The sequence below is a fragment of the Hydromonas duriensis genome, assembly GCF_004363775.1.
Lineage (GTDB): Bacteria > Pseudomonadota > Gammaproteobacteria > Burkholderiales > Burkholderiaceae > Hydromonas > Hydromonas duriensis.
The window spans coordinates 84,354-109,281 of sequence record NZ_SNZE01000008.1; the positions used below are offsets into that span (position 1 = coordinate 84,354).

Sequence of the window (24,928 nt, forward strand, 5' to 3'; positions counted from 1 at the left end):
ACATTACTATTTTTATCATATAGATTAACTTGATTTTAGAAAGAAACAATCATGGGTATGCGCAGTCATTTTTGCGGTCAACTGACCAAAGCCAACGCTGAACAAACGGTCACCGTCTGTGGTTGGGTAAACACCCGCCGAGACCACGGTGGTGTTATTTTTATCGACTTACGAGACAAAGAAGGTTTGGTACAAGTGGTCTTTAACCCTGACGCTGCCAAAATGTTTGAATTGGCTGGCTCTCTACGAAATGAGTTTTGCGTTAAGGTAATCGGTCGAGTTAGCTTACGCGATGCAGGCTTGGTTAATCCAAAGCTGGCTACTGGCGAAATTGAAATCGTGGCTCAAGAGCTCGAGATTCTGAACGCTTCTGTCACCCCTCCTTTCCAACTAAACGAAGAAAACTTATCAGAGACCACTCGATTAACCCATCGCGTTTTGGATTTGCGTCGCCCACAAATGCAATACAACATGAAATTGCGTTACAAAACGGCGATGGCGATTCGCAAATTTCTTGATGCCAATGATTTTATTGACATCGAAACACCGATGCTCACCAAATCGACGCCCGAAGGTGCTCGCGATTATCTCGTACCTTCACGTGTACATGACGGTCAATTTTTTGCATTACCGCAGTCGCCACAATTGTTCAAACAGATGTTGATGGTCGCAGGCTTTGACCGATATTATCAAATCGTCAAATGCTTCCGTGACGAAGACTTGCGTGCCGATCGTCAACCTGAATTCACTCAAGTGGATATTGAAACCTCATTCATGAGCGAATCAGATATTCGCAGTTTATTTGAAGGCATGATTCGTGGCGTGTTTAAAGAGGTTTTAGACATAGAATTAGCCAACCCATTCCCTGTGATGTCTTATGCGGATGCCATGGCTTTGTACGGCTCCGACAAACCCGATTTACGCGTACCGTTGCAATTTACTGAATTGACTGATGTCATGAAAACAGTTGATTTCAAAGTCTTCAACTCAGCCGCCAACTTAGAAGATGGTCGTGTGGTTGCCTTGCGCGTACCTAACGGTGCCGAGTTATCTCGTTCAGAAATTGACGCATATACCCAATTCGTGGGCATCTATGGCGCAAAAGGTTTGGCTTATATCAAAGTTAATGCAATTGAAAATGGTCGCGATGGTCTTCAATCGCCCATCGTCAAGAACATTGATGATGCCGCCTTGCAAACCATTTTAGAACGCGTCAAAGCACAAAATGGCGACATCATCTTCTTTGGCGCAGACCGCGCTAAAGTGGTTAATGATGCCATAGGTGCATTGCGCATCAAAATTGGGCACGAAAAAGGTCATGCCAGCAATGATTGGCAGCCTCTTTGGGTTGTTGACTTCCCAATGTTTGAATACGACGACGAGGGTAAACGCTGGGTCGCCTGCCACCACCCATTCACAGCCCCCAAAGACGGACACGAAGACCACCTCAGCACCAACCCTGGCCTGTGTATCGCTAAAGCTTACGACATGGTGCTCAACGGTTGGGAAATCGGCGGTGGCTCTGTTCGTATCCATCGTGAAGAAGTTCAAAGCAAAGTCTTCCGCGCGCTTAATATCAATGCTGAAGAAGCTCAAGAAAAATTCGGCTTCCTCCTTGACGCCTTACAATACGGTGCGCCTCCGCACGGCGGCATTGCTTTTGGTCTTGACCGCATTGTCACCATGATGGCTGGCGCAGAGTCGATTCGCGATGTCATCGCATTCCCTAAAACGCAGCGCGCGCAGTGCTTGTTGACTCAAGCCCCCTCGCCTGTTGATGAGAAACAACTGCGTGAACTGCACATTCGTTTACGCAACAACCCTGCGCAACTGGCAGAAGTCAAACGCGACGAGTCATAAACATAAAAAAGCAACCAATTGGTTGCTTTTTTTATACTAAATAATCGACATGCCTTATTTTTGAGCCTCTCGCAACAACTGAGCCACTTCAAATACAGGCAAACCCATCACCGCCGAATAACTACCCGACAGGTGCGAAATAAATGCAGCAGCAAAACCTTGTACCGCGTACGAACCTGCCCGACCGAAAGGCTCTCCCGAGTCAATATATGCCTGAATCTCCTGTTCTTTTATTTCTTTGAAACTGACCTCGCTCGTGACGCAAGCGGTGTGGATCTGCCCCTCGCTTAAAATAGCAACCGCTGTATGAACTTGATGGGTTTGAGCCGACAACAGTCTTAACATGCGTTTGGCATCTGCGGCATCAAGCGGTTTACCTAAAATCTCTTCACCAAAAGCAACGGTCGTGTCTGCGCATAAAATTGGGCGAGCTGGCAATTTCAATTGCATGACCTGCGTTTGCATACTATGCAATTTCATCAAAGTCACTCGTTGCACATACTGCAAAGGCTTTTCGCCAAGCTGAACCGTTTCCAAAAGCTCTGCAGCATGACTATCTTCTGGCAACACAACCTCAAAAGGAATACCGATTTGCTCAAGAAGTTGAGCACGCCTCGGACTTTGCGAGGCCAAATAAATAGGCGTAAATTCAAAGGGATTGTAATGAGTGGAAATGTTCATAGGCTCAAACTCGGTGATAAGGATGATTGTTGTTAATAGATACAGCCCTATAAATTTGTTCTGCAAGTAGAACACGCACCATACCATGAGGCATGGTCAGGCTAGATAAACGAACCAAACCATGGCAACTGGCTTTAAAAGAAGGATCAAGCCCATCAGCTCCCCCCACAATCAGCGCGAGATTGCTAAATTCGTGTTGCCAGTGCAAAAGTTGCTTGGCCAAACCGACACTCGTCAAATCCTGACCTCGCTCGTCAAGCGCAATGACATGAGCGCCACGCGGAATAACCGCATTTATGCGCACCGCTTCTTGAGCCATCGCATGCTCAACTGTTTTGCCTTCGCGTGGTTCGGGCTTAATCTCTTTAAACTCCAATTTTAGTTCGCGGCTGGGTAAACGCTTGGCGTACTCGCTATACGCATCGTTGACCCAAGCAGGCTGTTTGTGACTCACGGAAATAAGGGTTATGTTCAGCATGTATATCTTTTTAAACATTGACAAAAAAGCCCACCGAAGTGGGCTTTTTTAAAGAGCAATTAAGCATTCTTCAAAGCGTGTACAAGACACGCGCTGAATTATTTCTTAACTTCTTCTTTAACAGCAGCGGCACCAGCTTTAGCTGCGTCCATTGTTTTAGCTGCTGCGTCTTTAGCTGCACCAGCTGTTGCTTTAGCTGCGTCAGCAGTTGCAGTACCAGCTGCTTTAGCTGCGTCAACAGCTTTAGCTGCATCAGCTGCAGGGGCAGTTGCAGGAGCTGCAGGAGCAGTCGCTGCAGGGGCAGTTGCTGCAGGCGCAGTTGTCGCAGCAGGAGTTGCCGCTTCAGGTTTCTTTTCGCCACCGCAAGCTGCCAAAACGCCAGCTGCAACCAACAATGCTACCAATGATAATTTTTTCATGTTGTTACCTATATAGAGTAATTAAACACGCAGTGCACATCTGGCAACCACGCTAGATGTCAACACTACTCTCGCATTATAGCTCGAAAATTGTGCACTGTGTCAAGTATCATGTTTTTCAATCACAATTGTGCGTTTTCGAATAAATTTGCATATTCATTCGCGCTTAAAATGCCCATAATTTAAGCCACCAACTCCAACCAGCCTTGTGCATACCAGTCGTGTAAAACCTGCCAAATCGCACTATCTTCTTCAAAAGAAGCCACAACATCGGCGCCAACACCTCGATCATTTGCAAGCTTATGCAATACAAGTGCATCTTGCCCATCGGCGACCAAGTGCTCTCCATTAATAAACACCCACGGCTCGTGGTACAACATTTTGCTGCCTTTTGATAACACCACCCCTTGTTTTTTTATTTTTTTCTTAAAATTATTTATACTAATGGGTGAGGGTGTATCAAACCACACATTATTTTTGGGTTCACTTAAGTAACAACCTAAGCATTCGGCAACCCAGCCTTTATCCCATTTCAACTGTTCTAGTGTGTTGAACACATTATCAATCATGTCGATTGGCAATTGAGCGGGCGTGGTTTGAAACTTCAATTCAGGGTCAGCGTAGCGTCCTTCAAGCTCAATATTGTCTTCAACAAAATTAAGCAAAGCCACGCCCAATTCTCGATACGATGGTGCGCGAAAGCCAATTGAATACGTCATGCAATCACCCATAGCAACGCCATCATGAGCACAATGTGGGGGCAGATAAAGCATGTCTCCAGGCTCTAAAATGAACTCTTCACTCGGTATAAAATTTTGTAATATTTTCAATGGCATATTAGGTACAAGCGTTAAATCTTGATCCTCACCAATGCGCCAATGTCGCTGTCCATGCGCTTGCAATAAAAACACATCATAGGAATCATAATGAGGACCAACGCCGCCGCCGTGAGTGGCGAAACTAATCATCAAGTCATCCAAGCGCGCATCAGGGATAAAGCGGAACAGTTGAATCAATGCATGTCCAGCCGCATCGTTCAAATCGACACCTTGAATCAAAGCGGTCCAGTTATTTTTTTTGCGGCTCGGAATTTGGCGTAATTTCAAAGGTCCACTTTTGAGCTGCCAACCTTTTGCTTCATCTTGCGTAACGAGTCTAGACTCAAAGTTTTCGTCATGCAACGCGTTAAGTGCGTCCTCTGGGGTGAAAAATGCTTGAAACTCAGGTATGGCCTGACGAATCAACAACGGTTTTTTGTGCCAGTAATGTTGTAAAAAATGTTCAACAGTCATGCCGCCAAGCGGGACAGGTTGCCCATTAAAACGAGGCCAAGCATCTGCACTTGGAAACTGACTAAATTGGGCCCATAACGGCGATTTTTTTTGTGTATTCATGATAAAAGTTTAGGGGTTTTGTGAATCAACAAATCAATAAAAACATGCTCAAATTCGCGCAAAAATCGATCCTCGCGCACTGCAACAAAAGTGGTGTTTAAACCGAATAAATCTCCTGCATTTATAGTCGTCAGATTGGACGTGTTCAAATTATCTTTCATGCTCTCCAAAGCCAAACCTGACAAAATGCCGATGCCCATGCCGACCTCAACATATGTGCGAATGACATCAGCATCTATCGCCTCTAACACGATATCGGGGGTAACTTGCGCATTGACAAAAGCGCGGTCAATTTTCGTTCGTCCTGCAAAAGCAGGGTCATACGTCACCAAAGGATAGCGAGCTAACTGCTCAATACTCATCTTGGGCAATTGAGTCAAAGGATGATTTTTAGGTAACAAAATTTGATGTTGCCATGTATAGCAGGGTGTGGCTTGTAGACCTTGTGTATCCGAAATGGACTCGGTGGCAACAGCAATGTCTGCCTGTCCAGATAAAACCATTTGCGCGATTTGTGAAGGTGCCCCCTGCAACAAAGACAATCTCACTTCTGGATATCGCGTGCGAAAAGCCATCATCACCGCAGGCAAAACATATCGCGCTTGAGTGTGGGTGGTGGCGATGGTTAAGCGACCAATATGCGGATTACGGCATTCAGCCGCTTTTTCTTTTAAATCCGCCATATTTTGTAAGACCTTTTCAATAAAAGGGTAAATTTGCTCCCCCTCTTTGGTCAAACCTTTAATCCTTTTTCCATGGCGCAAAAAAACATTAAAGCCGAGCTGGTTCTCCAAATCCAGTACCATCTTTGACACGCCAGGTTGCGAGGTGAACAGAGCATGTGCGGCTTGGGTCAAGTTAAAATTTTGCTGAACAATTTCACGCACGCAACGCAGTTGCTGAAAATTCATAGGGCACCTTTAAACTCGAGTGACGTATCGCGTCCACAGAAAAGCCACCGCCAAAAAGAATACGCTGGGTACAACAGCCAATGCAATCGGTGACCATGTCACCAAGGGGCCAATGTACTGACTTGCGGCAGTCATAATAAAAAATAAAAGTCCCAACATAATCCCCGTCACCACACGTACCCCAACCCCACCTTTTCGGGTTTGCATAAACGCAAAAGGCAAGGCAAGTAAAATCATCACAATCACACTTAACGGGTAAAACACCTTTTGCCAATATGCGACCTCAAAAGGTCGAACGCTTTGCCCCGTTGCTTTTAAAGTATTAATCCGCTCATTAAGCTGTGGAATGCTCATATTAATTGTATTTTGACCATAATTACGGATGACATCGATATTATTCTCCGCCAAATCGACTTTCAAACTATCCAAGAGCCGCTCATTGCGCAACATCACTTGCCCTTGAATATCGTTGCTCACATTAATCAACCGCACATCCATTAATTGCCACACCCCTGATTTTTCATCGGGCAATGCACGTTTCGCCTCAATGATACGCTGCAAGACGAATTGTGCATTTAAATCAAATAATCGGACATCTTGCAAGTGATTAACATTTTTAATACTTTGAATGTTAATCATGCGAAAACCACCATCCGACAGGTTTTGCTTACTCCAAAAGCCACCGTTGTCTTTAAAAAAACCTTTTTCATGTAAGGCCTCTTTTTTGATTTCATTCGCTGTACGACTGGCTAAGGCAATGCCCATGTCACCCACCACCCACAAGACCACGGCTAAAAACACGCCCACCCCAGTCACAATTCGAGTCAAACGCCTAAGGCTTAAACCCGAAGCTCGCCACACCACCAACTCTGAACGAGCCGCCATATTGGATAATGCCAACACCGTGCCAATTAAGGTACAAATCGGCAACAACTGATAAATATACGCAGGCTGATTCAAGGTGCATACGGTCAATAAAACCTGTATATCAAAATCCGCTTCGCCTAAATTGCGCACTTCATTAAGCGCGTCAATCGTAAAAAACAACAAGCAAAATCCGAGCAAAACACCCAAAATTGACAAGAGTAATTCTTTGTAAAAAGTGCGGTGGACTAAACTAAACATACCAAACCCTTAAAGGAATACATTAAATGTGTTTTTCCACATGCTTAAGATTTTGAGCGACGCGAAAACCAATGAAACGTATATCGCCAAGCATTTTGACGATACCACAACGCCAACAATGCCAATAATAAAAATACGCCGTGACTCACAAGCAAGGCATGGTCAAGAGACCACGCACCTGCATGTAGTTTAGCCTCACCGTACTTAATGAGATTGAGATAAATCATAAAGGTCACCAGTCCCGTCAACACACCTAGAGTACGCGAGGAAGCACGAGGGCGCGAAAAGCCCAAGACAACAGACAACAAAGCCATCGGAATAATCATAAAGGCATCACTAAAGCGACGGTACAACTCCGCAACCGCAGTCGTTTTTGGATTGTTCCATAATTCTCGAGTTCCCAATAGCTCAACATCAGGCTCTTTCAAATCACTTGTTTTGATGCCCGTAAACTCATCCATTGAAAAACCATAGCGACCATAACTCATGCTTTGTAAATAATCGTCAGCGAATCTATCCTGATACTGCCGCCCTTTTTCCAACACCAAAAAAGTTCGGTTATCAAAAGTGTCTTCCAAGTGGGCACGTTCAGCCGTCAACAAAAGCGTTTCTTTATCCGTTTTTTGCAAAGCGAATACATTCCTAAACTCAGGACTCTCGGATTTAACAACATCTTGGATAAAAAACACCCGCTTACCATTCTGTCCCGTTCGAAAAGAGCCTGGTTTAATGAGATTAAGTTCGTTCATGCCACTCTGAGTCCGATATTGCGCCAATTGCTGATTACCCCATGGCGTCAAAACGGCATTCAAAAAAAGTAAAAATAAGAACATCGGCATAACCAGCATCATCACAGGTCGGAGAAGACTCAAGCTGCCTAGGCCCGATGCTTGCCAAACGGCCATTTCGGAGTCTTGGTACAACCGCGTGATGGTCATAATCATGGCCACAATAACGGTCACCACAACAATCAAAGGAAAGTATCGCAAAGTTGCAATGAGCATGAGCCGCAGCACCCCATCAACCGCAATCGCACCATCGGCGGCATCTCGTAAACCTCGTACCAATAGCAAAACCAAAGTAATGGTCAACAGGGTGAATAAAATCACTGCAAACACCGCTATTTTTTCGCGCAAAATGGAGCGTTGAAAAATCATTGATATTCCAATTTAAGTATTTTTAACAGGCTAAATGCTGTACGTTTTTTATTGTTCAAACCACTACTGCACAAGCTGACGTTCGCTTATAATGTTTAGGTCAAAGTTTAAACCAAGCGCTTTTTAAGTCTCGACATTTTACAGGAAAAAGACCATGTTATTTCAGCTCAAATCCACTGCACTCCCTAAAGGTTCAAAAAAGCAACTCGCAACTATTTTTATTGCGACGCACCAAACTTCGGCTGAAAATGTTTTTATAGCACAATCAAGTTTAAGCCAACAGTCGACCTCTGCTCAGAATCAAATCAACTTGGCCATCAACAGTGAACGGTTTAAAGCGAATGCAGGTCAAACCATCGGCATTTTTGATGACACAACCCAACAACAGATTGTTGTCATGGGCATGGGCTTAATCAAAGACCCCGCTCTTTCCTCTCGCATCTTGGGACAAAACATCGCCAACTATTGCAAACAATATGGCATCGCTTCCGCCGCATTGTTAATCGACGATGCCATAGGCACAGACGACATGCTAATTAATCACATCGTATTAGGCGTAGCAGATGCCAACTACAATTTTGAAGCCCCTTACGATTCGAAATTAAAAGAAAACAGCAAAAAATGGGCAGCAGACCGCGCCCGCACATTGACTTTACATTTACCCAAAGCACCAACTGCGGCTCAAAAAACTATTTTTGCTCACGCATGTGGCATCGCTGAAGGTGTTGCTTTAACCAAGCACTTGGGCAATTTACCCGCCAACTTCGCCACCCCAAGTTACTTGGGTAAGGTCGCACAAGATTTAGGTAAACAATACGACTTTAAAGTCCAAGTCCTCGAACGTAAACAAATCGCGGCTTTAAAAATGAATTCCTTTCTTTCAGTCACCGCGGGTTCTGAACAACCACCACGCTTCATCATCATGGAATACAAAGGCGGTAAGGCGAAAGAAGCCCCTGTCGTTCTTGTGGGCAAAGGCATTACTTTCGACACAGGCGGCATTTCGCTCAAACCTGGCTTGGGCATGGACGAAATGAAATACGACATGTGCGGTGCAGCCTCTTTGCTCGGCACATTCAAAACACTGGGCGAAACCAAACCAAAAATCAATGTCGTTGGTCTCATCGCCACTTGTGAAAACATGCCTTCGGGCGGCGCAACCAAACCAGGCGATGTCGTGACCAGCATGGCGGGTTTAACCATCGAAATCCTCAATACGGATGCTGAAGGACGCTTGGTTCTGTGTGATGCACTGACCTACGCTGAGCGCTATAAACCTGCGGCCGTCGTCAATATGGCAACATTAACAGGTGCTTGCGTTGTCGCGCTTGGCCACCACAACAGCGGCTTATTTGCCAACAACGACGACTTAGCCGACGAGTTACAAAGCGCGGGCAAGGTCCAACGCGACACTGCATGGCGCATGCCTTTGGACGATGCTTACCAAGAGCAACTCAAATCGAACTTTGCCGATTTAGCCAATATTGGCGGGATGCCTGCGGGCAGTGTCACGGCCGCCTGCTTTTTGTCACGCTTTACAAAAAACTACAAGTGGGCTCATCTGGACATCGCGGGTACCGCATGGAAAAGCGGCGCGGCCAAAGGTGCGACAGGTCGTCCAGTGGCATTATTGAGTCAATTTATTTTTAATCGTGCTAAATAATTTGACTAAACAAGGTGTTTCCAAAAGAACCATCACCTGACATTCTGAATCTGATTTTTGATGTGGGGTGATGGTCTCTGACTGGTTTCACTGCTTGTAAAAATCGGCACTAAAACGAAATAAAAAACGCAGACAAGACACATGACTAAAATTGATTTTTTTAGCAACGCTCCCAACCGCATTGATTATGTTGCACGTTTACTTGCGAAGGTTCAAGCGGCTCAACAAACGGCCGTTGTATATGGTGACGCCCCCGTTTTATCTGCTCTGAGCGATGCTTTATGGCATCAATCTAGCTTTTTGGCACATGACATTCAACCCAAGCAACTGAGCCATTGTGCCAGTCTTGTGCTAATGATGAACGTGTCTGATGATTTGCCTCATCATGACGTTTTAATTAATTTATCAGACGAAACACCGCATTTTTTTGCACGATTTAATCGTTTGATTGAAGTCGTGCCGAATGAGGACACCCCCAAACAAGCGGCTCGCGAGCGCTGGGGATTTTATAAGTCTCGTGGCTATTTATTAACACACCATGACATTGCTGCGAAACGCAGTTCATAAAAAATGCGCTCAAATGAGCGCATTTTTTATGCATGTATTTCAGACTTTTATCGAAGTTTTATTTTAAATTTCCCGACAAAAACTGTTGTAGTCTTTCCGATTTTGGATGTGTCAACACCTCTCGCGGATTGCCTTGCTCTTCAATCAATCCTTTGTGTAAGAAAATCAAATGATTAGACACCTCACGAGCAAAAGACATTTCGTGCGTGACAATCACCATGGTTCGCCCCTCTTCGGCCAATGCCCGCATGACTCGCAACACCTCGCCAACCAGCTCAGGGTCAAGCGCAGAGGTCGGTTCATCAAACAAAATGACTTCAGGCTCCATCGTCAACGCACGCGCAATCGCCACACGCTGTTGTTGCCCACCCGACATGGCCGACGGATATTTGCCTTCCGCACCTTGCAAGCCCACTTTGTCCAAATATTTAGTAGCACGCGCAATCGCATCGGCCTTAGACATGCCAAACACGCGCATCGGTGCTTCTATCAAATTTTCCATGACCGTCATGTGTTGCCATAAATTAAAGTGCTGAAACACCATCGACAATCGGCTGCGAAAATGCTGCAACTGCTTCACATTGGTCGCATTCAGCTCACCCAATTTATTAGGCTTCAATTCAAGTGCTTCACCATTTAAAAGAATCTGCCCTTTATTGGGCTTCTCGAGCAAATTAATGCAACGTAAAAAAGTACTTTTACCCGAGCCACTTGAGCCAATGATGCTAATGACATCGCCTGCTTTTGCAGACAACGACACGCCTTTAAGCACCTCATGCTCGCCATAACTTTTATGTATGTCCAAAACTTGCAATTTGTCCATGTCATTCACTTTCGCTGATGTCTACTGTCGTTTTATCCAATAAGAGCCATTCAAAACAACAAAACAACCAATGCACTGCACTTATTGAACATATTCGATTTTTGTCAAAGTTTGCTTCTTAAACGAATGAATAAAAAACCAACCCAAAATTGATAAAGTTTTTTTGCTGCTACGCAGACAAGCCCGCGCCTTTACCCAAATCCACCGCACCCGAGATGCTGTATAAGTTGTCACCCTGCTGCGCAAACTGCACAGAACTATGCGCATAAACAATCCCAGCAATCGGGCTGTGCACCTGTATCAAGGTATCTGAAATGGGGTCGACTACATCCGCTAGCACTTGCCCCGCCGTGACCCATTCGCCAGCCTTGACATGAAACACCACCACACCCGATTGCGGCGCAAAGACGTACTCTTTGCCTGACAACGGATGCGCAGGAGTTAGCAACTCGGGGAGCGGCAACGTCTGCTCATGGCTTAAAGCAATATCGCCTTGATGCGCTAAGTATTGCACAATGCCCTCGGCATCTTGCTTTGACAAAACATGTGATAAGTCAGCGCGGCTGCGTAATTCCACTGTTGTACTTGCGCACGCGCACGGAATGTTGGCCTGCGGATAATCTGCTTGTAAGCGCGCCCAAACGGTTGACAGTGCTTCATCAAAAGGATTCGCTTGAGAATCTTCCGCCAGCAATTGACATTGACTGCCCAAAAATCGAGCCAAAGGTTCTAACGTTGGCCACAATTGAGGCAAGGTATACACGTGCAAAATCGCTGACTCGTCACAATGCAAATCGAGCACCACATCGGCATCATGAGCCATTTTCAATAAAATCAAATGCAAATGTTCCACTTGGGTCTTAGCTTGAACCTGTGACAACGCTTGGCTCATGGCTTGACGAATGATGCGAACATTAGATGAGGCATCGTCTCCCAACTGCGTTTGATTGAGTTTTAATTGTGTTGAGGTCAATCCATATAAGCTCAAATCGCCGAGGCGATTAAAATTTTGCCCTGAAAATAAATCAAATCGACCCGATGAGCTGTAATGCAGGTTCTGCCCCAAACCGATTGGATTCGACATGGGGACTAAAATAATATGAGAGCGAATCTGCCCCGCCGCTTCAAGTTCAAGTAATTTATGACGCAGGTGATAGGCCGTCAACGCACCTGGCAATTCATCGGCATGCAAACTGGCTTGAATATAAATTTTTCTCGCAGCTTGCTCATCACCAAAATGTAATGCTGTGACCGTTCGCTGCGTGCCCAGCGACGTACCCGCGAGTGGATGGTGTTCTACACGCATAAGTATCCTTATTTTTTAATGGGCTTGGGGTTTCAAATGATTCAAATAGCGTTTTTCCGCAATTTTGAATAGATAAACCAAACCAAAAGTAAGTAATAAATAGACCGCTGCTGCGGCAATAAACACAGGAAATGGGCGATAGGTTTCGGAGTTTAAAATGACCGCCTGCCCCATTACTTCATATAACGTAAACGACGATGCCAATGCCGTCGCTTGTAACATCATAATGACCTCATTGCTATAAGCGGGCAAGGCTCGACGTAAAGCCGAGGGCAAAATAATATGCCGTGTCACCTGCGCCCTTGTTAAGCCATAGGCACGGCCTGCCTCAACTTCGCCATTATCGGTATTGCGAATAGCCCCCGAAAAAATTTCAATTAAATACGCTGTGGTATTGAGCGTCAAAGCGAGCCACACCCAAAAAAAGCCCTCTTTTAAAAAGTCAAAAGCTGGTTTTTCCATCAAGGCTTGTACCCAGTCGAACTCTGGAAAACCTTTGTAAAACAAGTACATTTGTACCAACAAAGGTGTGCCTGTAAAAAAGTACACAAAAAACCGTACGCTTTTAGCAATTGGAGTTGAGCGGCGAGCGTGAACCACCGACAGCGGAATCGCCAAAACAAGCCCTGCCAATACCGAGGAGGCGGTCAATAATAAAGTCAGAGGCAAACCCTCTACAACGCATTGTACAAAGGTATGCCAAAAAATCGAAAAAGCATCAAACTTCATAACGCACCTCCCGCACACCGCGTGCATATTGACGCTCTAACTTACGAAAAACAACCAAAGAAACTGTGGTCAATAATAAGAACAAAAAGGCCGAGACCAAATTAAATAAAAAAGACATTTGCTCTTTACTGCCCGCCAGTTGCGACAATCGTGTCACGTCATTCAAACCGACAATGGACAACAAGGCGGTAGCTTTGGTCAGCACCAGCCAATTGTTTTTAACACCAGGCAAAGCAAAACGCATCAACAAAGGGAAAGTAATGCGTTTAAGTACCTGCCATGATGACAAGCCATAAGCATAGCCCGCCTCCATTTGCCCAACAGGAATCGCCAACATCGCGCCGCGAAATGTTTCCGTAAAATACGCGCCAAAAATAAACGAGATGGTAAACACACCCGCCATGAAAGGGCTGATTTCAACCGATTCATAATTGTAACGTTCAGTAAAATCATTCAAAAAATACTGAATGCCATAATAGACCAAAAACATCCATACCAAATCAGGTACGCCACGCACAACCGTCGAATACACGGCCGCGACTTTGCTAATGAGTTGATGCTGAGACAATCGCATATTGGCCCCCAAAAGACCCAATGCGAATGCAAAAGAAAAGGACAGTAAAGCCACTGCCAAGGTCAACCATGCACCGCCTAAAATATGGGGCATGTACTGCATGATAATATTTATTTTATCCATAACGCAGCCTTTGTCTCTGTGCTGTTTTATTATTTATTTTAAAAATGATAATGAGGGGCAGTTTTTTAATCGCCCTTCATTAAAGCTAAATGCCCCGAAGAGCGGGGCATTTAGGGGCACAAAATTACTTGCTGCCGTAAATATCAAAAGCAAAATACTTATCCGCAATCGCTTTGTATTTGCCATTGGCACGAATCGCATCAAATGCTTTATTCAACTTAGCCGCCAATTCGGTGTCTTCCTTACGTACTGCAAAACCAGTACCTTCACCCAAAATGGCAGGATCAGCCGCTGCGGGGACGTCCGCGCCCAATTGCGCATAACCTTTGCCAGCTGGTTTTTTCAAGAAGCCTTCAGTCAACACCACACCATCCGCAAACACCACTTCAATGCGTTTGGCCGCTAAATCTGCGTATGCATCTTCAATGGTTTTGTAACTCTTGATTTTGGCATCAGGATAATATTTTTTAGCGTAAGTTTCTTGAATCGTGCCTTGTTGCACGCCCAAACCTTTACCCTTTAAACCTTCTGGTGTCGTTTGCAACGTGCTGCCTTCTTTGGCAACAAAGCGGTTCGGTGCATCCCACACTTTTTGTGTGAACAGAACAGACTGTTTACGCTCTGAAGTGATGCTCATTGAAGAAGCGATGACATCGTATTTTTTCGTAGTCAAGCCAGGAATGATGCCTTCCCAAGCTTGGTTGGTAAACGTACATTTGGCTTTCATTTCTTCGCACATGGCATTCGCCAAGTCAATATCAAAACCAACGATGTTACCCGAAGCATCTGTTGACTCGAATGGCGCGTAAGTTGCGTCTGTACCAAATTTGATGGTCATTGCTTCCGCTGATGCAGCAGGTTTAGCAGCATCAGCCGCAGGTGCAGCAGGCTTCGCTTCTTGTTTAGGCGTACAAGCTGCCATCATCATGGCAAAAATGCTGCCTGCCAATAATGCGACTTTACGATTTGTCATAATTGTTCTCCAGTATCAATAAGTATAAAATCAGTTATGCCTCAAGCCCTGCAAGCACACCGCGCGTTCTTTGTGTGAGGAAGTCTAACATATTTTTTTCATATTGCAACGGCGTAAACCCATAAAAACGCCCACAATCTGAAATTTTATCGTATTTATACATAGATTCATTTTAAACATGACAAACAACGCGGCGTTCAACTCAGGTATGCCTGCAACTCACTGATGTATTCGTATAAATCACCCAACACCATTTGCCCCTCTTCATCCGCATGGATGGCCAAGTCATCTATTTGAGCCAAGGCCGCGTGCGCCGTTAAACCACCTGCTGCGCCATGAAGTACGCGTTGCGCACATTGTTGTCGCCAGAGGTTTTGCTCCTGTGCATTGAGTGTGTGTGGAAAGTTACGCGCACGATAGCGCCAAAACAACTCTTCTAAACGGGCATCGACAAAACTCGGTTTGGCGCGTGCGATACTTTGAGCATCCAAGCCTCGTAAGTCATTAAGCACACGGCGGTCACCATTACCGACAAAACCACCATACAAATCTTGCTCGACATCCAACGCTTCATCAAACTCACGCTGATACACACCATGCCACGTTTGACTCATATCGGGCAATTCTGCAGCCCTTTGCGCATGCGCTTGAATCTGCTCCATGTCGATAGACCATTTATCCGCCATTTCGGCCGATAAGGTTTTTAAATTACCAATGACAATCGGGGATTTATTGATGTGTATGGTTTTAATCGGTAGTCGTGTCACGCCTTCAGCCAAATCATCGGTACGTGTAAACATGCGAGCTTTGATGTCGTCAACAGACAAACTTAACAGCTCTCGCGGGTCGTGCGCCAAGTCCCAAACAATAATTTCGTTTTTATTGGTTGGATGTATCGCCAACGGCCAAACGACACTCAAGCACCCGCGCTCAACTGGGTACATCCCTGATATGTGCAAAAAAGGCTTGCCCATCGCGCCAACGCGACCAATTTCATCTAAAACACGGTCTTTTTTGTGTAAAGCGAAACAAAATTCAAACAACTTGGGCTGCTTATCACGAATCAAGCGCGCCAAAGCAATGGTGGCTCGCACATCCGATACGGCATCATGCGCCGCTTCGTGCGCAATGCCGTTGGCCTGAGTCAACAGCTCCAAGCGAAAGCTGACTTTGCCATCCGTTCCCATCGGCCATTGAATCCCTTTTGGACGCAACGCATACGCTGTGCGCACCACGTCCAAAATATCCCAACGCCCGCATTGGTTCTGCCATTCGCGTGCATAAGGGTCAATCAAATTACGCCAAAACAAGTGACGGGTAACCTCATCGTCAAAACGAATCGAGTTATACCCAACGCCGACGGTGCCTGTCGCACCAAGCTCCCGCTCGACCACTTGGGCAAATTCTTGTTCGGACACACCATCCTCTAAACACTGTTGCGGCGTGATATGCGTGATTAAGCAAGCTTGCGGCTCAGGCACGTAATCTGGACTGGGGCGACAAAAAACTTCAACAGGCGACCCTATTTCATTCAACTCCGAATCCGTGCGAATGCCTGCAAACTGTGCAGGACGGTCGCGCCGAGGCACTGCGCCGAAGGTTTCATAATCGTGCCAGAAAAAAGTATAGGACATATTTTTCCTTGTTGAATTGAACTGCATTGAGTTTCGTTTTATTTTATTCAGCAAATCCATTCATAATTGGCATGCGCCAATCTTTGCCAAATCCCAATGTGGTGACTCGAGGGCCGAGCGCACCTTGGCGACGTTTATACTCGTTGATGCGAATCAAACGGGCAATGCGCTGGACGGTTGCTTCATCATGTCCTGCGGCAACAATGGTTTTAATCGGTTGACGCTGTTCGATGTAGCGTTCCAAAATATCATCTAAAACCTCATACGGAGGCAAACTGTCTTGGTCTTTTTGGTTATCTCGCAATTCAGCGGAGGGTGCACGAGTGATGATATTAGTTGGAATTGGCGAACGAATCGCGTAGGCATCCGTTGAATTTCGCCAATCGCAAACGTTATAAACTTGGGTTTTATACACGTCTTTCAGCACCGCAAAAGCCCCCACCATATCGCCGTATAAAGTACAGTAGCCTGTTGCCAGCTCTGACTTATTGCCCGTATTCAAGACCAAAGCCCCATGTTTATTGGACACAGCCATCAGAATCACGCCTCGAATTCGAGCCTGTAAATTTTCTTCGGTCACATCTGCAGGTTTATCACCAAAAACAGGGGCTAAGGTTTGGACATATAGATTGAACATCTCTTCAATCGCGACCACATCGTATTTCACCCCCACGCGCTGCGCCATTTCCTGCGCGTCATCGAGCGACATTTGTGCGGTGTAACGAGTCGGCATCATAATCGCGTGCACATGCTCCGCGCCAAGCGCATCCACCGCAACCGCCAAGGTCAAGGCCGAATCCACACCACCCGACAGCCCCAATACAACTTTTTTAAAGCCCGTCGCGGCCACATAATCTTTTACACCATGCACCAAAGCTCGATACACTTGCTCTTCGGCAGCGGGCATGTTCATTTGCATGTCTTTGTGAAACGATTTTTGTTCAATATCAAACACCACTTCGTTCAAAACATCGGTAAACAAAGGCATTTGTGAGCGCAACTCGCCATCGCTGTTCATCGCGCATGAGCCGCCATCAAAAACCAGTTCATCTTGCCCCCCTGTACGATTGACATACAACAAAGGCAAGCCCGTTTCTTTCGCTCGGTTGCGCAAGACCGCGTAACGTTTGTCCATTTTATTCACATGAAACGGTGAAGCATTTGGAATCAACAGCAACTCCGCACCTTTGGCTTTCAAAGCCAATGCGGGCTGAGCGTGCCATGCGTCTTCACACACCAAAACCCCAACCTTAACCCCTTGTATCTCAATCACATCAGGCTCAGGCCCAACGCTGAAATAACGCAGCTCATCAAATACGGCTTGATTCGGCAATTTTTGTTTATGGACACGCTGCACTTCTACACCGCCCAATAAGACAACGACACTATTAAAAGAGCGCAGCTTAACCCCATCCTCAAACCATGTCGGCAAGCCTATCAACACATATAAATCGGGGTACTGTGTCAAAGCTTCGCACACGTCATTGAACACTTTTTCACACGCCGCGCGATAAGCAGGTCGCAACAACAGGTCCTCTGGAATATAACCCGTAAGCGACAGTTCAGGCGTCACTAAAACATGCGCGCCCTGCTGTTGAGCGTTGGCAGCAGCCCGTACAATGTGCTCAACGTTAAAAGAAAAATCACCAATACGCGCTGGAATTTGAGCGGTTGAAATTTTTAGCATGAAGCATCCTAGGTCAAATCATTTTTAAATCATTTATTAATGAGGCTGTATCTTAACATGTGCCTTAACAACTCAATAAAACACGCAGTAAAAAGCGAGCTTCAAGCTCGCTTTTTAAAACCATTCCGCCAACTCACGTTAAAACCGAACCAAATTAGCACCCCAAGTGAAACCGCCACCCACGCCTTGCAACAGAATCACTTGCCCTTTTTTGATTCGACCATCACGCACCGCAGCATCTAATGCCAACGGCACGGACGCGGCCGACGTGTTGCCGTGCAAATGCACCGTGGTAATAACCTTGTCCATCGACACGCCCAAACGCTTGGCTGTCGACTGTAAAATACGAACATTGGCTTGATGAGGAATCAGCCAGTCTATCTGCTCCGCCGTCATGCCCGCATCATCCAACACTTCTTGCGCCACATCACCCAACGCAGTGACAGCTTGTTTAAACACAGCTTGACCATCCATTTTCAGGAATGGGTCGTCCCAAGCATGCTCAGGTTGAGATGCACCCTTGGCATATAAAATATGTGACAGCGAGCCTTTGGCATGCAAACGGTTCGCCAACACACCAGGCTCAGTTGAGGCCTGTAACACCACCGCACCTGCACCATCTCCGAACAACACACAGGTTTTGCGGTCGGACCAATCAAGTAATCGTGAAAACACTTCGGCACCGACCACCAACGCTGTTCGCGCTTGCCCTGCCTTAACCATCGCATCCGCAGTCGCCAAAGCATAGACAAACCCACTGCACACCGCCATCACGTCAAAAGCGGCGGCATTATCCGCTCCAATCTTGGCTTGCAAAAAACAGGCCGTGCTCGGGAACGTCATGTCTGGGGTTGAGGTCGCGACAATAATCAAGTCGAGTGCTTCAGCACTCACGCCCGCCATATCCAATGCGGCACGTGCCGCATGGGCCGCCAAATCGCTGGCGTTTTGTTCGGGCGAGGCCAAATGCCGCTGGGCAATACCCGTGCGCTCGCGAATCCATTCATCTGAAGTTTCAATATTGTTTTGTGCAAGACGTGCGGCCAGCTCGTCATTGCTCACGGCTGAATTGGGTAAAAAACTGCCTGTGCCGATAATTTTTGAAAAAATAGGGGGGGTAAATTGCGTCATGCTGAACATCCTAAAAGCCGTGGGCGGGTACGGTATTGTACGCGAAAAGCCTTAAAATTAAGCGAACGACCGTTCAAACCCATGTTTTCTAACGCTCACGCCGCCATTTTGCAGGGTCACGTTTTTCGTCAACGGCTTTACGACGGCGGTCTTTTGGATCAATCATGAGGGGGCGATAAATTTCGATGCGGTCTTTATCGTGCAAACCATCCTCTAAACGTTTACGCAAACTATACACGCCAACGCTTAGCGTCTCTAAACTCATGTGCGGGTGCGCTTTTAAAAAATCGCTCTGGCCGATGGCTTCGCCAATTTGGGTATCGGATGGCACTTGAATGGACTGACTAAATAATGCACCGTCGGCGGATGCGTACACCACGCTAACCGTGATGGTAGTCATGTCTTTTTTATCTTGCTCAAGCATACAGCTCTTTCGCGCGCGTGATGAATCCATCAATGAAAGTTTGGGCAATCATGCTAAAAACAGGGCCAATCGCCAAGGCGAATAGCTTATTAGAAAACTCATAGTCTAAATCAAACTCAACCTTAACCCCCTCTCCGTCAGAACCCACGGGGGTGAACTGCCATTTACCCGTCAAATGGCGAAAAGGCCCATCTTTAAAATGCATAATCATGCGTTCATTCGGTACATTTTCGTTACTTGTGCGAAAGGTTTGACTGAGACTTTTAAAGGCGATGACCACAGAGGCTTCAAGTGTTGTTTCTGTACGCGAGTGGACTTGAGCACCACCACACCAAGGCAAAAACTGCGGGTAATCCTCGACTTTTTCTACCAGTTGATACATTTGTTCTGCGGTATATGGCAATAAAATAGTTTTATGAACCTGAGGCATGAGTTATCCATTATTCAATTAAATGATTTTTAAAAAGTTAAAAGTTGCACAGCGCACGGGCGTATGGAAACACCAACACATTTAATTTCCTGATTTTGGCTTAACTTTTATAAAATCATGACAAAAAAACCATCGTTTACAACAGGACAGACAGGTTTTTATTTTTTGCTGAAAGCAAAAATCGTTTTTATACACGTCCTTTTGCTACAATGGCGAGATTGTATCAAAAATCCGTGCGCACGCACATCAGCCCTAGGTTCTCTCATGAGCATTGCCAATAACAAAAAAGCCTTTCACGACTACTTTATCGAAGAAAAATACGAAGCAGGAATTGTCCTTGAAGGTTGGGAAGTCAAAGCCATCCGAGCAGGTCGTGTCCAGTTGAAAGACACTTACGTCATCATTCGCAATGGCGAATTATTTTTGCTTGGTGGCCACATCAGTCCTTTGCTCCACGCTTCAACGCACATTCATCCCGACATGACTCGCACGCGCAAGTTATTGCTCAAAGAGGACGAAATTAAACGCTTGATTAGCAAAGTAGAGCAACGAGGTTTCACCATCGTACCGTTAGATTTGCATTACACGCGAGGGCGAATTAAATGTGAAATCGCACTGGCTCGCGGCAAGGCGCAACACGACAAACGCCACGCAGAAAAAGAGCGCGAGTGGCAACGTGAAAAACAAATGGTCATCAGCAAATTTAACCACGGCAAATAATTACTTAAGACACACTCATCATGACTCAGTTTGACACACCCGCCAGCGAGGCAACTCAATCACATAGTGGAATTAGTGAAATGCCTGAACAGTCTCACCCATTTCCTACGACGCACCCTGCGCACTTGGCCGCCATTGCAGAACTATCTAATATTCAAGCCCCCGATGTCTATACCGCGCGGGTGCTGGAACTGGGCTGCGCAGCAGGCGGCAACATCATCCCGCTGTCGTTTTATTATCCGAACATGACTTTAGTCGGTGTGGACAACTCTAAAACCCATATCGAAAAGGGGCAGCGCATTATCCGTGAAATGGGGCTGACCAACGTCCAGCTTCACTGCATGAACATCGCCGACATCACGCCAAGTTTGGGGCAATTTGATTACATCATTGTGCACGGGGTATATAGCTGGGTTCCGCCTGAAATCCAAGACCAAATTTTACGTGTTGTGCAAGAAAATTTAAGCGAACATGGTGTGGCATTCATCAGCTACAACGTCTACCCAGGTTGGAAAATCCATGAAATTTCACGAGACGCCATGCAGTTTCATGCCCGCTATGCCGAAACCATTGAAGAACAAGTACAACAAGGTCGAGACTTCATGCAGTTTTTGAACAGTCTCGCTCCCAAAGACAGCATGTATAAAAACATGTTTGAAAAAGAGGCTCAACGAGCCAAAGCCGCTGATTCTGATTATATTGCGCACGAATACTTTGAAGAAAACAACCTACCTTGTTATTTCATTGATTTCATCAATCACGCACACGCCAATAACCTAACGTATTTAGGCGACTCAAATTTTATCAGTATGTTCGCCCATGAGTTTAGCCTCGACACGCAAGAACTTTTGCACAAAGCCAGCAACGATCAGCAACTTGAGTTAGAACAATATTTAGACTTCATCAAAAACCGTTCATTTCGACAAACCTTACTATGTCACGCCCCTCAAGTAGAACGGATTCAACGGGACATCTCCGAGAGCAAACTCCAACGCATTTGTTATAACTGCGAAGTTGAGATTGAAGAACAAACCAATGAGTTTGGCGCGACGCATTACGCACTGCCGCAACAAAGCCGCAAAGTCATGCAAAAGCCCATTCAACAAGCCGTTCTCAAAGCACTTCGCGCAAACCGTTTAAATTTTTTAAGTTATGAGCAACTACAAACCTGCGTTAAAAACAACCTCGGCCTAAACGACGACACGGTTCACTTTGACAACAGCGAATTGAATGAATGTTTAATCCAGCTTATATTTACAGGCTACATTCCCCCGCTGACCCAAATGCCGCAACTGAACCATCAACAAACAGTGCCGAGTCACCCACAAGTCAACCCGCTTGCCATGCGTTATGCATTATTAACAGGGCAACTGGTTTCTTCCCAGCACACGTCAAAACAAACTCGACACGACCTCGTTCTCTCCACATTACTCCCCCTACTTGATGGGCAACACAGTGAAGAAGAACTGGCACAACACCTCACTCAAGCGGTGTTGGCAGGCCACATGACTTTTATTGCAAGCGACACCCAACAAGCCGTGTCAGATGAACACTTTATCGCCCATGAGGCACGCATGTACACGCGAACCGCTTTGGAGCAATTGTGCCGCGAAGGTCACTTAATCAGTGCTAAAAGTTAATTGACAAGTTCCAGCTGATGTTCTTGTTCAATCCACTCCAAAAACTGTACTCAAAGCACAGGTGATCCTCCGCGGAACGTCTTTTGCTATCAGATTATTTTTTTTGATACACCTGACGGCCTTCTTTTATTGTTTCTAACACCTGTATATCTTTAATATGGTCTTTTTCAACTTTAATAGGATTTTCAGACAAAATAACAAAATCGGCCAATTTCTCTTTCTCTAAAGTACCTTTGCTTTTTTCTTCTTTAATTTGATAAGCCGCCATAGAGGTAACCGCCTTTAAAGCGTCATAAGCCGAAATTCGCTGCTCTGGGCCAATCACCACGCCGTTGCTCATTTGTCTATTCACAGCAGCCCAGACCAAAGGCAACACAGCAGGTGAAGGCGTAACAGGTGCATCATGAGAAAGAGTAAACTTCATGCCTTTATCTAAAAAAGACTGAGTTGCCATCGCCTCTTCAGCACGCTCTTTACCCCACAAATGCTCAGCAGCCAAACCGCCGTCGACCAAACCAACTGATAAAAAACTTGGAATAGCACCGACTCGTTTCATATGGTCGATTTGATCTTTTCTTAAATAAGTCGCGTGAATAAAAACAGGACGATGGTCTTTGTAACCATACTTTTTAATGGCTTTATCAATCGCGGTTAAAGCCTGATCAGCGGCTGCATCGCCGTTCATATGCATATTAATCTGCATATCAGTTGCCCAATATTTATCAAAAAAATCATCTACCACCTTATTGGTAATTTGTTGATAAGATTTATAACCTGTATCCTGACCCGCAGGTGGATGGGCATATGACTCAGACATCCAAGCCGTATCCAAGCTGCCATCAAGCCATAGTTTGATACCCGCCAAACGAATATGATTAATATAACGCTTATCTAAATCTGGTCTCAGTAGTCTTGTTTTCTCGAGCGTGTGTTCTGGGTGCTCGTTATACTCAGATGCTATAGAATAAGCCGCGTTAATCGCTTGATCCGTATGAGACTCTTTCGCATAAAGAACCAAATCAATCGGCAACGCCTTACGCTCAATGCCCACTTTGACAATATCAATATCGTCATTTCCAAGACCTAAACCAGCCTCCATCGCAGTGGTTTGCCCATAAGAAGCCCAAACATCTGCGGCTTTTTTTAAAGCCTTTTCTGATAAGTCTTCTGTGAAAGCAGGTCGTTGTGCACGAACTAAATTTAAAGCGGTTTCTTCTAAGTGCCCCAAAAGCTCTTTACCATCTTCTTTACGTTCAAACTTACCGCCCTGAGGATCCTGAGTACTTGCATCCAAATGCAACAACTTCATCATGACCGTATTTATAGCCCCATGATGCCCAGACTTATCGACAATCATTATGGGACGAGATGGCGATATTGCATCCAACTCTGCAGCAGTAGGGTGTCTACCCTCTTCCATTTCACGAGCACTGTAACCAAAGCCAACCACCCAAGCATCATCAGGTACTTGCTCAAGGTGCTTTTTCATTTTCTCTTGTAATATCGCAACAGACTTAACACCAAACAAATCAGCATCCAAAAGATTCTTACCGAAATACACCATATGCCCATGCGCATCAATAAATCCCGGCATCAAAGTTTTGCCATCTAAACTGATTTTTTTTGTTTGCTCTCCAACCAAGTTTTGCGCTTCTTTTAATGAGCCAACAAATGCAATTTTTCCATCTTTAACAGCCAACGCCTCTGCATAACTAGGCTGCTCACCCACCATGGTTAAAATATCACCACCAAAATATACGGCATCCGCTTTCGACGAATTGAGTGCATTGAGCGCATCACTTGGTAACGCATACGCTTTACAACCAATCAAAGCCGACAACACCAATGTTAACTTTAACTTATTCAAAACAGACTTCATTATTCACAACCTTTCTTGCGCTAAAAATCAACGCTTCAGATATAAAACATAAGAACATCTGTACCCAAAATGGTGACAGCTGCCCTCCCCAAAAAACACAGCTAAAAAAATACTTTTTATATGTTTATCAAATTTCAGCAATAGTTGTATGCCCCAAATTACTTATCCGAAGCAAAGCACCTATTCTTCGTACTTTTAAAATAACCGCCTAAAAAACAAAGGGAACCTCCACTAGACACAGAGATTCCCCTCACAGGTTACGGAGCAATCAAGCTCCTCCCTGTTATGTGGTACTTAAGGCAACGACGCCTCAAACCGACGATTCGGAGCCAAGCACGCGATGGTTGCCGCTGACTTATCGCCTGGGCAATTCACCAACGGTTTAGCCGCCCCCAAGCCCTCAATCGTAATCAAGTTCTCTGCAATGCCTTGGCTCACTAAAAACGCTTTAATCGTTTCAGCACGTTTAAACGAGAGCTTCTGGTTATACGCATCCGAACCCAAACGGTCGGTATACGCCGAGACTTTCAAACCTTTCTGAGTGTTAGAGTCCTCTTGCAACTGTTTAGCCAAAGCCGCCAACTTAGTGCGTCCCGCCTC

24 protein-coding genes are annotated in these 24,928 nt (G+C 45.6%); 5 read left to right on the forward strand and 19 right to left on the reverse strand.

Annotation, left to right across the window (positions count from 1 at the left end; genetic code table 11):
• The first annotated feature begins 51 nt into the window (after positions 1-51).
• The gene (gene aspS / locus DFR44_RS05305; RefSeq protein ID WP_133619786.1) at positions 52-1,860 is read left to right on the forward strand and encodes an aspartate--tRNA ligase; all 1,809 of its coding nucleotides are present in this window, start codon (positions 52-54) and stop codon (positions 1,858-1,860) included.
• Positions 1,861-1,914: 54 nt separating this feature from the next.
• Here aspS and DFR44_RS05310 read toward each other — a convergent pair whose 3' ends face one another.
• The 7 genes from DFR44_RS05310 to lptF all read right to left on the reverse strand — a co-directional run bounded on the left by DFR44_RS05310 (position 1,915) and on the right by lptF (position 8,025).
• Positions 1,915-2,541 (reverse strand): Maf family protein, encoded by a 627-nt coding sequence (locus tag DFR44_RS05310; RefSeq protein WP_133619788.1) that lies wholly within the window; start codon positions 2,539-2,541, stop codon positions 1,915-1,917.
• Positions 2,542-2,545: 4 nt separating this feature from the next.
• Positions 2,546-3,016: a 23S rRNA (pseudouridine(1915)-N(3))-methyltransferase RlmH gene (gene rlmH / locus DFR44_RS05315; protein WP_133619846.1), complete on the reverse strand. Its 471-nt coding sequence runs from the start codon at positions 3,014-3,016 to the stop codon at positions 2,546-2,548.
• Between the two features lie 101 nt (positions 3,017-3,117).
• Positions 3,118-3,438 (reverse strand): hypothetical protein, encoded by a 321-nt coding sequence (locus DFR44_RS05320; protein WP_133619790.1) that lies wholly within the window; start codon positions 3,436-3,438, stop codon positions 3,118-3,120.
• 182 nt (positions 3,439-3,620) lie between these two features.
• Positions 3,621-4,832, reverse strand: a complete 1,212-nt coding sequence (locus tag DFR44_RS05325; RefSeq protein ID WP_133619792.1) for a ribosomal protein uL16 3-hydroxylase — start codon at positions 4,830-4,832, stop codon at positions 3,621-3,623.
• Complete coding sequence (locus DFR44_RS05330; protein WP_133619794.1) at positions 4,829-5,743, reverse strand: LysR substrate-binding domain-containing protein; 915 nt, start codon at positions 5,741-5,743, stop codon at positions 4,829-4,831. Before DFR44_RS05330 ends, DFR44_RS05325 begins: the two co-directional genes overlap by 4 nt.
• Positions 5,744-5,752: 9 nt before the next feature.
• Positions 5,753-6,868: an LPS export ABC transporter permease LptG gene (gene lptG / locus DFR44_RS05335; protein WP_133619796.1), complete on the reverse strand. Its 1,116-nt coding sequence runs from the start codon at positions 6,866-6,868 to the stop codon at positions 5,753-5,755.
• A 44-nt stretch (positions 6,869-6,912) separates the two neighbouring features.
• On the reverse strand, positions 6,913-8,025 hold the full coding sequence (gene lptF / locus DFR44_RS05340; RefSeq protein ID WP_133619797.1) for an LPS export ABC transporter permease LptF: 1,113 nt from the start codon (positions 8,023-8,025) through the stop codon (positions 6,913-6,915).
• Between the two features lie 154 nt (positions 8,026-8,179).
• On the opposite strand from lptF, the gene DFR44_RS05345 reads away from it, so the two are divergent.
• Together DFR44_RS05345 and DFR44_RS05350 are read left to right on the forward strand one after the other, a co-directional pair.
• Positions 8,180-9,688, forward strand: a complete 1,509-nt coding sequence (locus DFR44_RS05345; protein ID WP_133619800.1) for a leucyl aminopeptidase — start codon at positions 8,180-8,182, stop codon at positions 9,686-9,688.
• A 141-nt stretch (positions 9,689-9,829) separates the two neighbouring features.
• The gene (locus DFR44_RS05350) at positions 9,830-10,255 is read left to right on the forward strand and encodes a DNA polymerase III subunit chi (RefSeq protein WP_133619802.1); all 426 of its coding nucleotides are present in this window, start codon (positions 9,830-9,832) and stop codon (positions 10,253-10,255) included.
• Between the two features lie 58 nt (positions 10,256-10,313).
• Here DFR44_RS05350 and DFR44_RS05355 read toward each other — a convergent pair whose 3' ends face one another.
• The 10 genes from DFR44_RS05355 to DFR44_RS05400 form a co-directional block, all read right to left on the reverse strand.
• Positions 10,314-11,078, reverse strand: coding sequence for an ABC transporter ATP-binding protein (locus DFR44_RS05355; RefSeq protein ID WP_133619804.1), 765 nt, complete (start codon positions 11,076-11,078; stop codon positions 10,314-10,316).
• Between the two features lie 169 nt (positions 11,079-11,247).
• Entirely contained in the window at positions 11,248-12,384 is a 1,137-nt protein-coding gene (locus DFR44_RS05360; protein ID WP_133619806.1) for a M14 family metallopeptidase, read from the reverse strand.
• A 15-nt stretch (positions 12,385-12,399) separates the two neighbouring features.
• The gene (locus tag DFR44_RS05365) at positions 12,400-13,113 is read right to left on the reverse strand and encodes an ABC transporter permease (RefSeq protein WP_133619808.1); all 714 of its coding nucleotides are present in this window, start codon (positions 13,111-13,113) and stop codon (positions 12,400-12,402) included.
• The gene (locus DFR44_RS05370; protein WP_133619810.1) at positions 13,103-13,810 is read right to left on the reverse strand and encodes an ABC transporter permease; all 708 of its coding nucleotides are present in this window, start codon (positions 13,808-13,810) and stop codon (positions 13,103-13,105) included. The genes DFR44_RS05365 and DFR44_RS05370 overlap by 11 nt, the downstream gene beginning before the upstream one ends.
• 124 nt (positions 13,811-13,934) lie before the next feature.
• Positions 13,935-14,732 carry a lysine/arginine/ornithine ABC transporter substrate-binding protein gene (locus DFR44_RS05375; protein WP_342774563.1) on the reverse strand — a complete coding sequence of 266 codons (798 nt, stop codon included), beginning with the start codon at positions 14,730-14,732 and terminating at the stop codon, positions 13,935-13,937.
• 248 nt (positions 14,733-14,980) lie between these two features.
• Positions 14,981-16,417, reverse strand: a complete 1,437-nt coding sequence (gene sbcB / locus DFR44_RS05380; RefSeq protein WP_133619815.1) for an exodeoxyribonuclease I — start codon at positions 16,415-16,417, stop codon at positions 14,981-14,983.
• Between the two features lie 43 nt (positions 16,418-16,460).
• Positions 16,461-18,104, reverse strand: coding sequence for an NAD+ synthase (locus DFR44_RS05385; RefSeq protein WP_133619816.1), 1,644 nt, complete (start codon positions 18,102-18,104; stop codon positions 16,461-16,463).
• A 138-nt stretch (positions 18,105-18,242) separates the two neighbouring features.
• A complete protein-coding gene (locus tag DFR44_RS05390; RefSeq protein ID WP_133619818.1) occupies positions 18,243-19,235 on the reverse strand; it encodes a beta-ketoacyl-ACP synthase III in 993 nt (330 codons plus the stop codon).
• Between the two features lie 88 nt (positions 19,236-19,323).
• Entirely contained in the window at positions 19,324-19,635 is a 312-nt protein-coding gene (locus tag DFR44_RS05395; protein ID WP_162845171.1) for an RnfH family protein, read from the reverse strand.
• Between the two features lie 16 nt (positions 19,636-19,651).
• Positions 19,652-20,089 carry a type II toxin-antitoxin system RatA family toxin gene (locus DFR44_RS05400; RefSeq protein ID WP_133619822.1) on the reverse strand — a complete coding sequence of 146 codons (438 nt, stop codon included), beginning with the start codon at positions 20,087-20,089 and terminating at the stop codon, positions 19,652-19,654.
• A 264-nt stretch (positions 20,090-20,353) separates the two neighbouring features.
• Between DFR44_RS05400 and smpB the strand changes: the two genes are divergently transcribed.
• The gene (gene smpB / locus DFR44_RS05405) at positions 20,354-20,809 is read left to right on the forward strand and encodes an SsrA-binding protein SmpB (protein WP_133619824.1); all 456 of its coding nucleotides are present in this window, start codon (positions 20,354-20,356) and stop codon (positions 20,807-20,809) included.
• A 20-nt stretch (positions 20,810-20,829) separates the two neighbouring features.
• Complete coding sequence (locus tag DFR44_RS05410) at positions 20,830-22,449, forward strand: methyltransferase regulatory domain-containing protein (protein ID WP_133619825.1); 1,620 nt, start codon at positions 20,830-20,832, stop codon at positions 22,447-22,449.
• A gap of 94 nt (positions 22,450-22,543) precedes the next feature.
• Here the strand turns inward: DFR44_RS05410 and DFR44_RS05415 are convergent, their stop codons facing one another.
• Positions 22,544-24,316 carry an amidohydrolase gene (locus tag DFR44_RS05415; RefSeq protein WP_162845172.1) on the reverse strand — a complete coding sequence of 591 codons (1,773 nt, stop codon included), beginning with the start codon at positions 24,314-24,316 and terminating at the stop codon, positions 22,544-22,546.
• A 306-nt stretch (positions 24,317-24,622) separates the two neighbouring features.
• Positions 24,623-24,928: OmpA family protein (locus tag DFR44_RS05420; RefSeq protein WP_133619829.1), on the reverse strand; the 306-nt coding region annotated here is incomplete at its 5' end.

Excerpts from the sequence above, each read along its gene's own strand:
- DFR44_RS05325 (WP_133619792.1), bottom strand. The coding sequence starts at position 4,832 with ATGAATACACAAAAAAAATCGCCGTTATGGGCCCAATTTAGTCAGTTT.
- DFR44_RS05395 (WP_162845171.1), bottom strand. The coding sequence starts at position 19,635 with ATGACTACCATCACGGTTAGCGTGGTGTACGCATCCGCCGACGGTGCA.
- DFR44_RS05330 (WP_133619794.1), bottom strand. The coding sequence starts at position 5,743 with ATGAATTTTCAGCAACTGCGTTGCGTGCGTGAAATTGTTCAGCAAAAT.
- DFR44_RS05355 (WP_133619804.1), bottom strand. The coding sequence starts at position 11,078 with ATGGACAAATTGCAAGTTTTGGACATACATAAAAGTTATGGCGAGCAT.
- DFR44_RS05345 (WP_133619800.1), top strand. The coding sequence starts at position 8,180 with ATGTTATTTCAGCTCAAATCCACTGCACTCCCTAAAGGTTCAAAAAAG.
- DFR44_RS05400 (WP_133619822.1), bottom strand. The coding sequence starts at position 20,089 with ATGCCTCAGGTTCATAAAACTATTTTATTGCCATATACCGCAGAACAA.
- sbcB (WP_133619815.1), bottom strand. The coding sequence starts at position 16,417 with ATGTCCTATACTTTTTTCTGGCACGATTATGAAACCTTCGGCGCAGTG.
- DFR44_RS05385 (WP_133619816.1), bottom strand. The coding sequence starts at position 18,104 with ATGCTAAAAATTTCAACCGCTCAAATTCCAGCGCGTATTGGTGATTTT.
- DFR44_RS05360 (WP_133619806.1), bottom strand. The coding sequence starts at position 12,384 with ATGCGTGTAGAACACCATCCACTCGCGGGTACGTCGCTGGGCACGCAG.
- DFR44_RS05375 (WP_342774563.1), bottom strand. The coding sequence starts at position 14,732 with ATGGCAGCTTGTACGCCTAAACAAGAAGCGAAGCCTGCTGCACCTGCG.
- DFR44_RS05365 (WP_133619808.1), bottom strand. The coding sequence starts at position 13,113 with ATGAAGTTTGATGCTTTTTCGATTTTTTGGCATACCTTTGTACAATGC.
- DFR44_RS05370 (WP_133619810.1), bottom strand. The coding sequence starts at position 13,810 with ATGGATAAAATAAATATTATCATGCAGTACATGCCCCATATTTTAGGC.
- smpB (WP_133619824.1), top strand. The coding sequence starts at position 20,354 with ATGAGCATTGCCAATAACAAAAAAGCCTTTCACGACTACTTTATCGAA.
- DFR44_RS05310 (WP_133619788.1), bottom strand. The coding sequence starts at position 2,541 with ATGAACATTTCCACTCATTACAATCCCTTTGAATTTACGCCTATTTAT.
- lptF (WP_133619797.1), bottom strand. The coding sequence starts at position 8,025 with ATGATTTTTCAACGCTCCATTTTGCGCGAAAAAATAGCGGTGTTTGCA.
- DFR44_RS05390 (WP_133619818.1), bottom strand. The coding sequence starts at position 19,235 with ATGACGCAATTTACCCCCCCTATTTTTTCAAAAATTATCGGCACAGGC.
- aspS (WP_133619786.1), top strand. The coding sequence starts at position 52 with ATGGGTATGCGCAGTCATTTTTGCGGTCAACTGACCAAAGCCAACGCT.
- DFR44_RS05320 (WP_133619790.1), bottom strand. The coding sequence starts at position 3,438 with ATGAAAAAATTATCATTGGTAGCATTGTTGGTTGCAGCTGGCGTTTTG.
- DFR44_RS05410 (WP_133619825.1), top strand. The coding sequence starts at position 20,830 with ATGACTCAGTTTGACACACCCGCCAGCGAGGCAACTCAATCACATAGT.
- lptG (WP_133619796.1), bottom strand. The coding sequence starts at position 6,868 with ATGTTTAGTTTAGTCCACCGCACTTTTTACAAAGAATTACTCTTGTCA.
- DFR44_RS05350 (WP_133619802.1), top strand. The coding sequence starts at position 9,830 with ATGACTAAAATTGATTTTTTTAGCAACGCTCCCAACCGCATTGATTAT.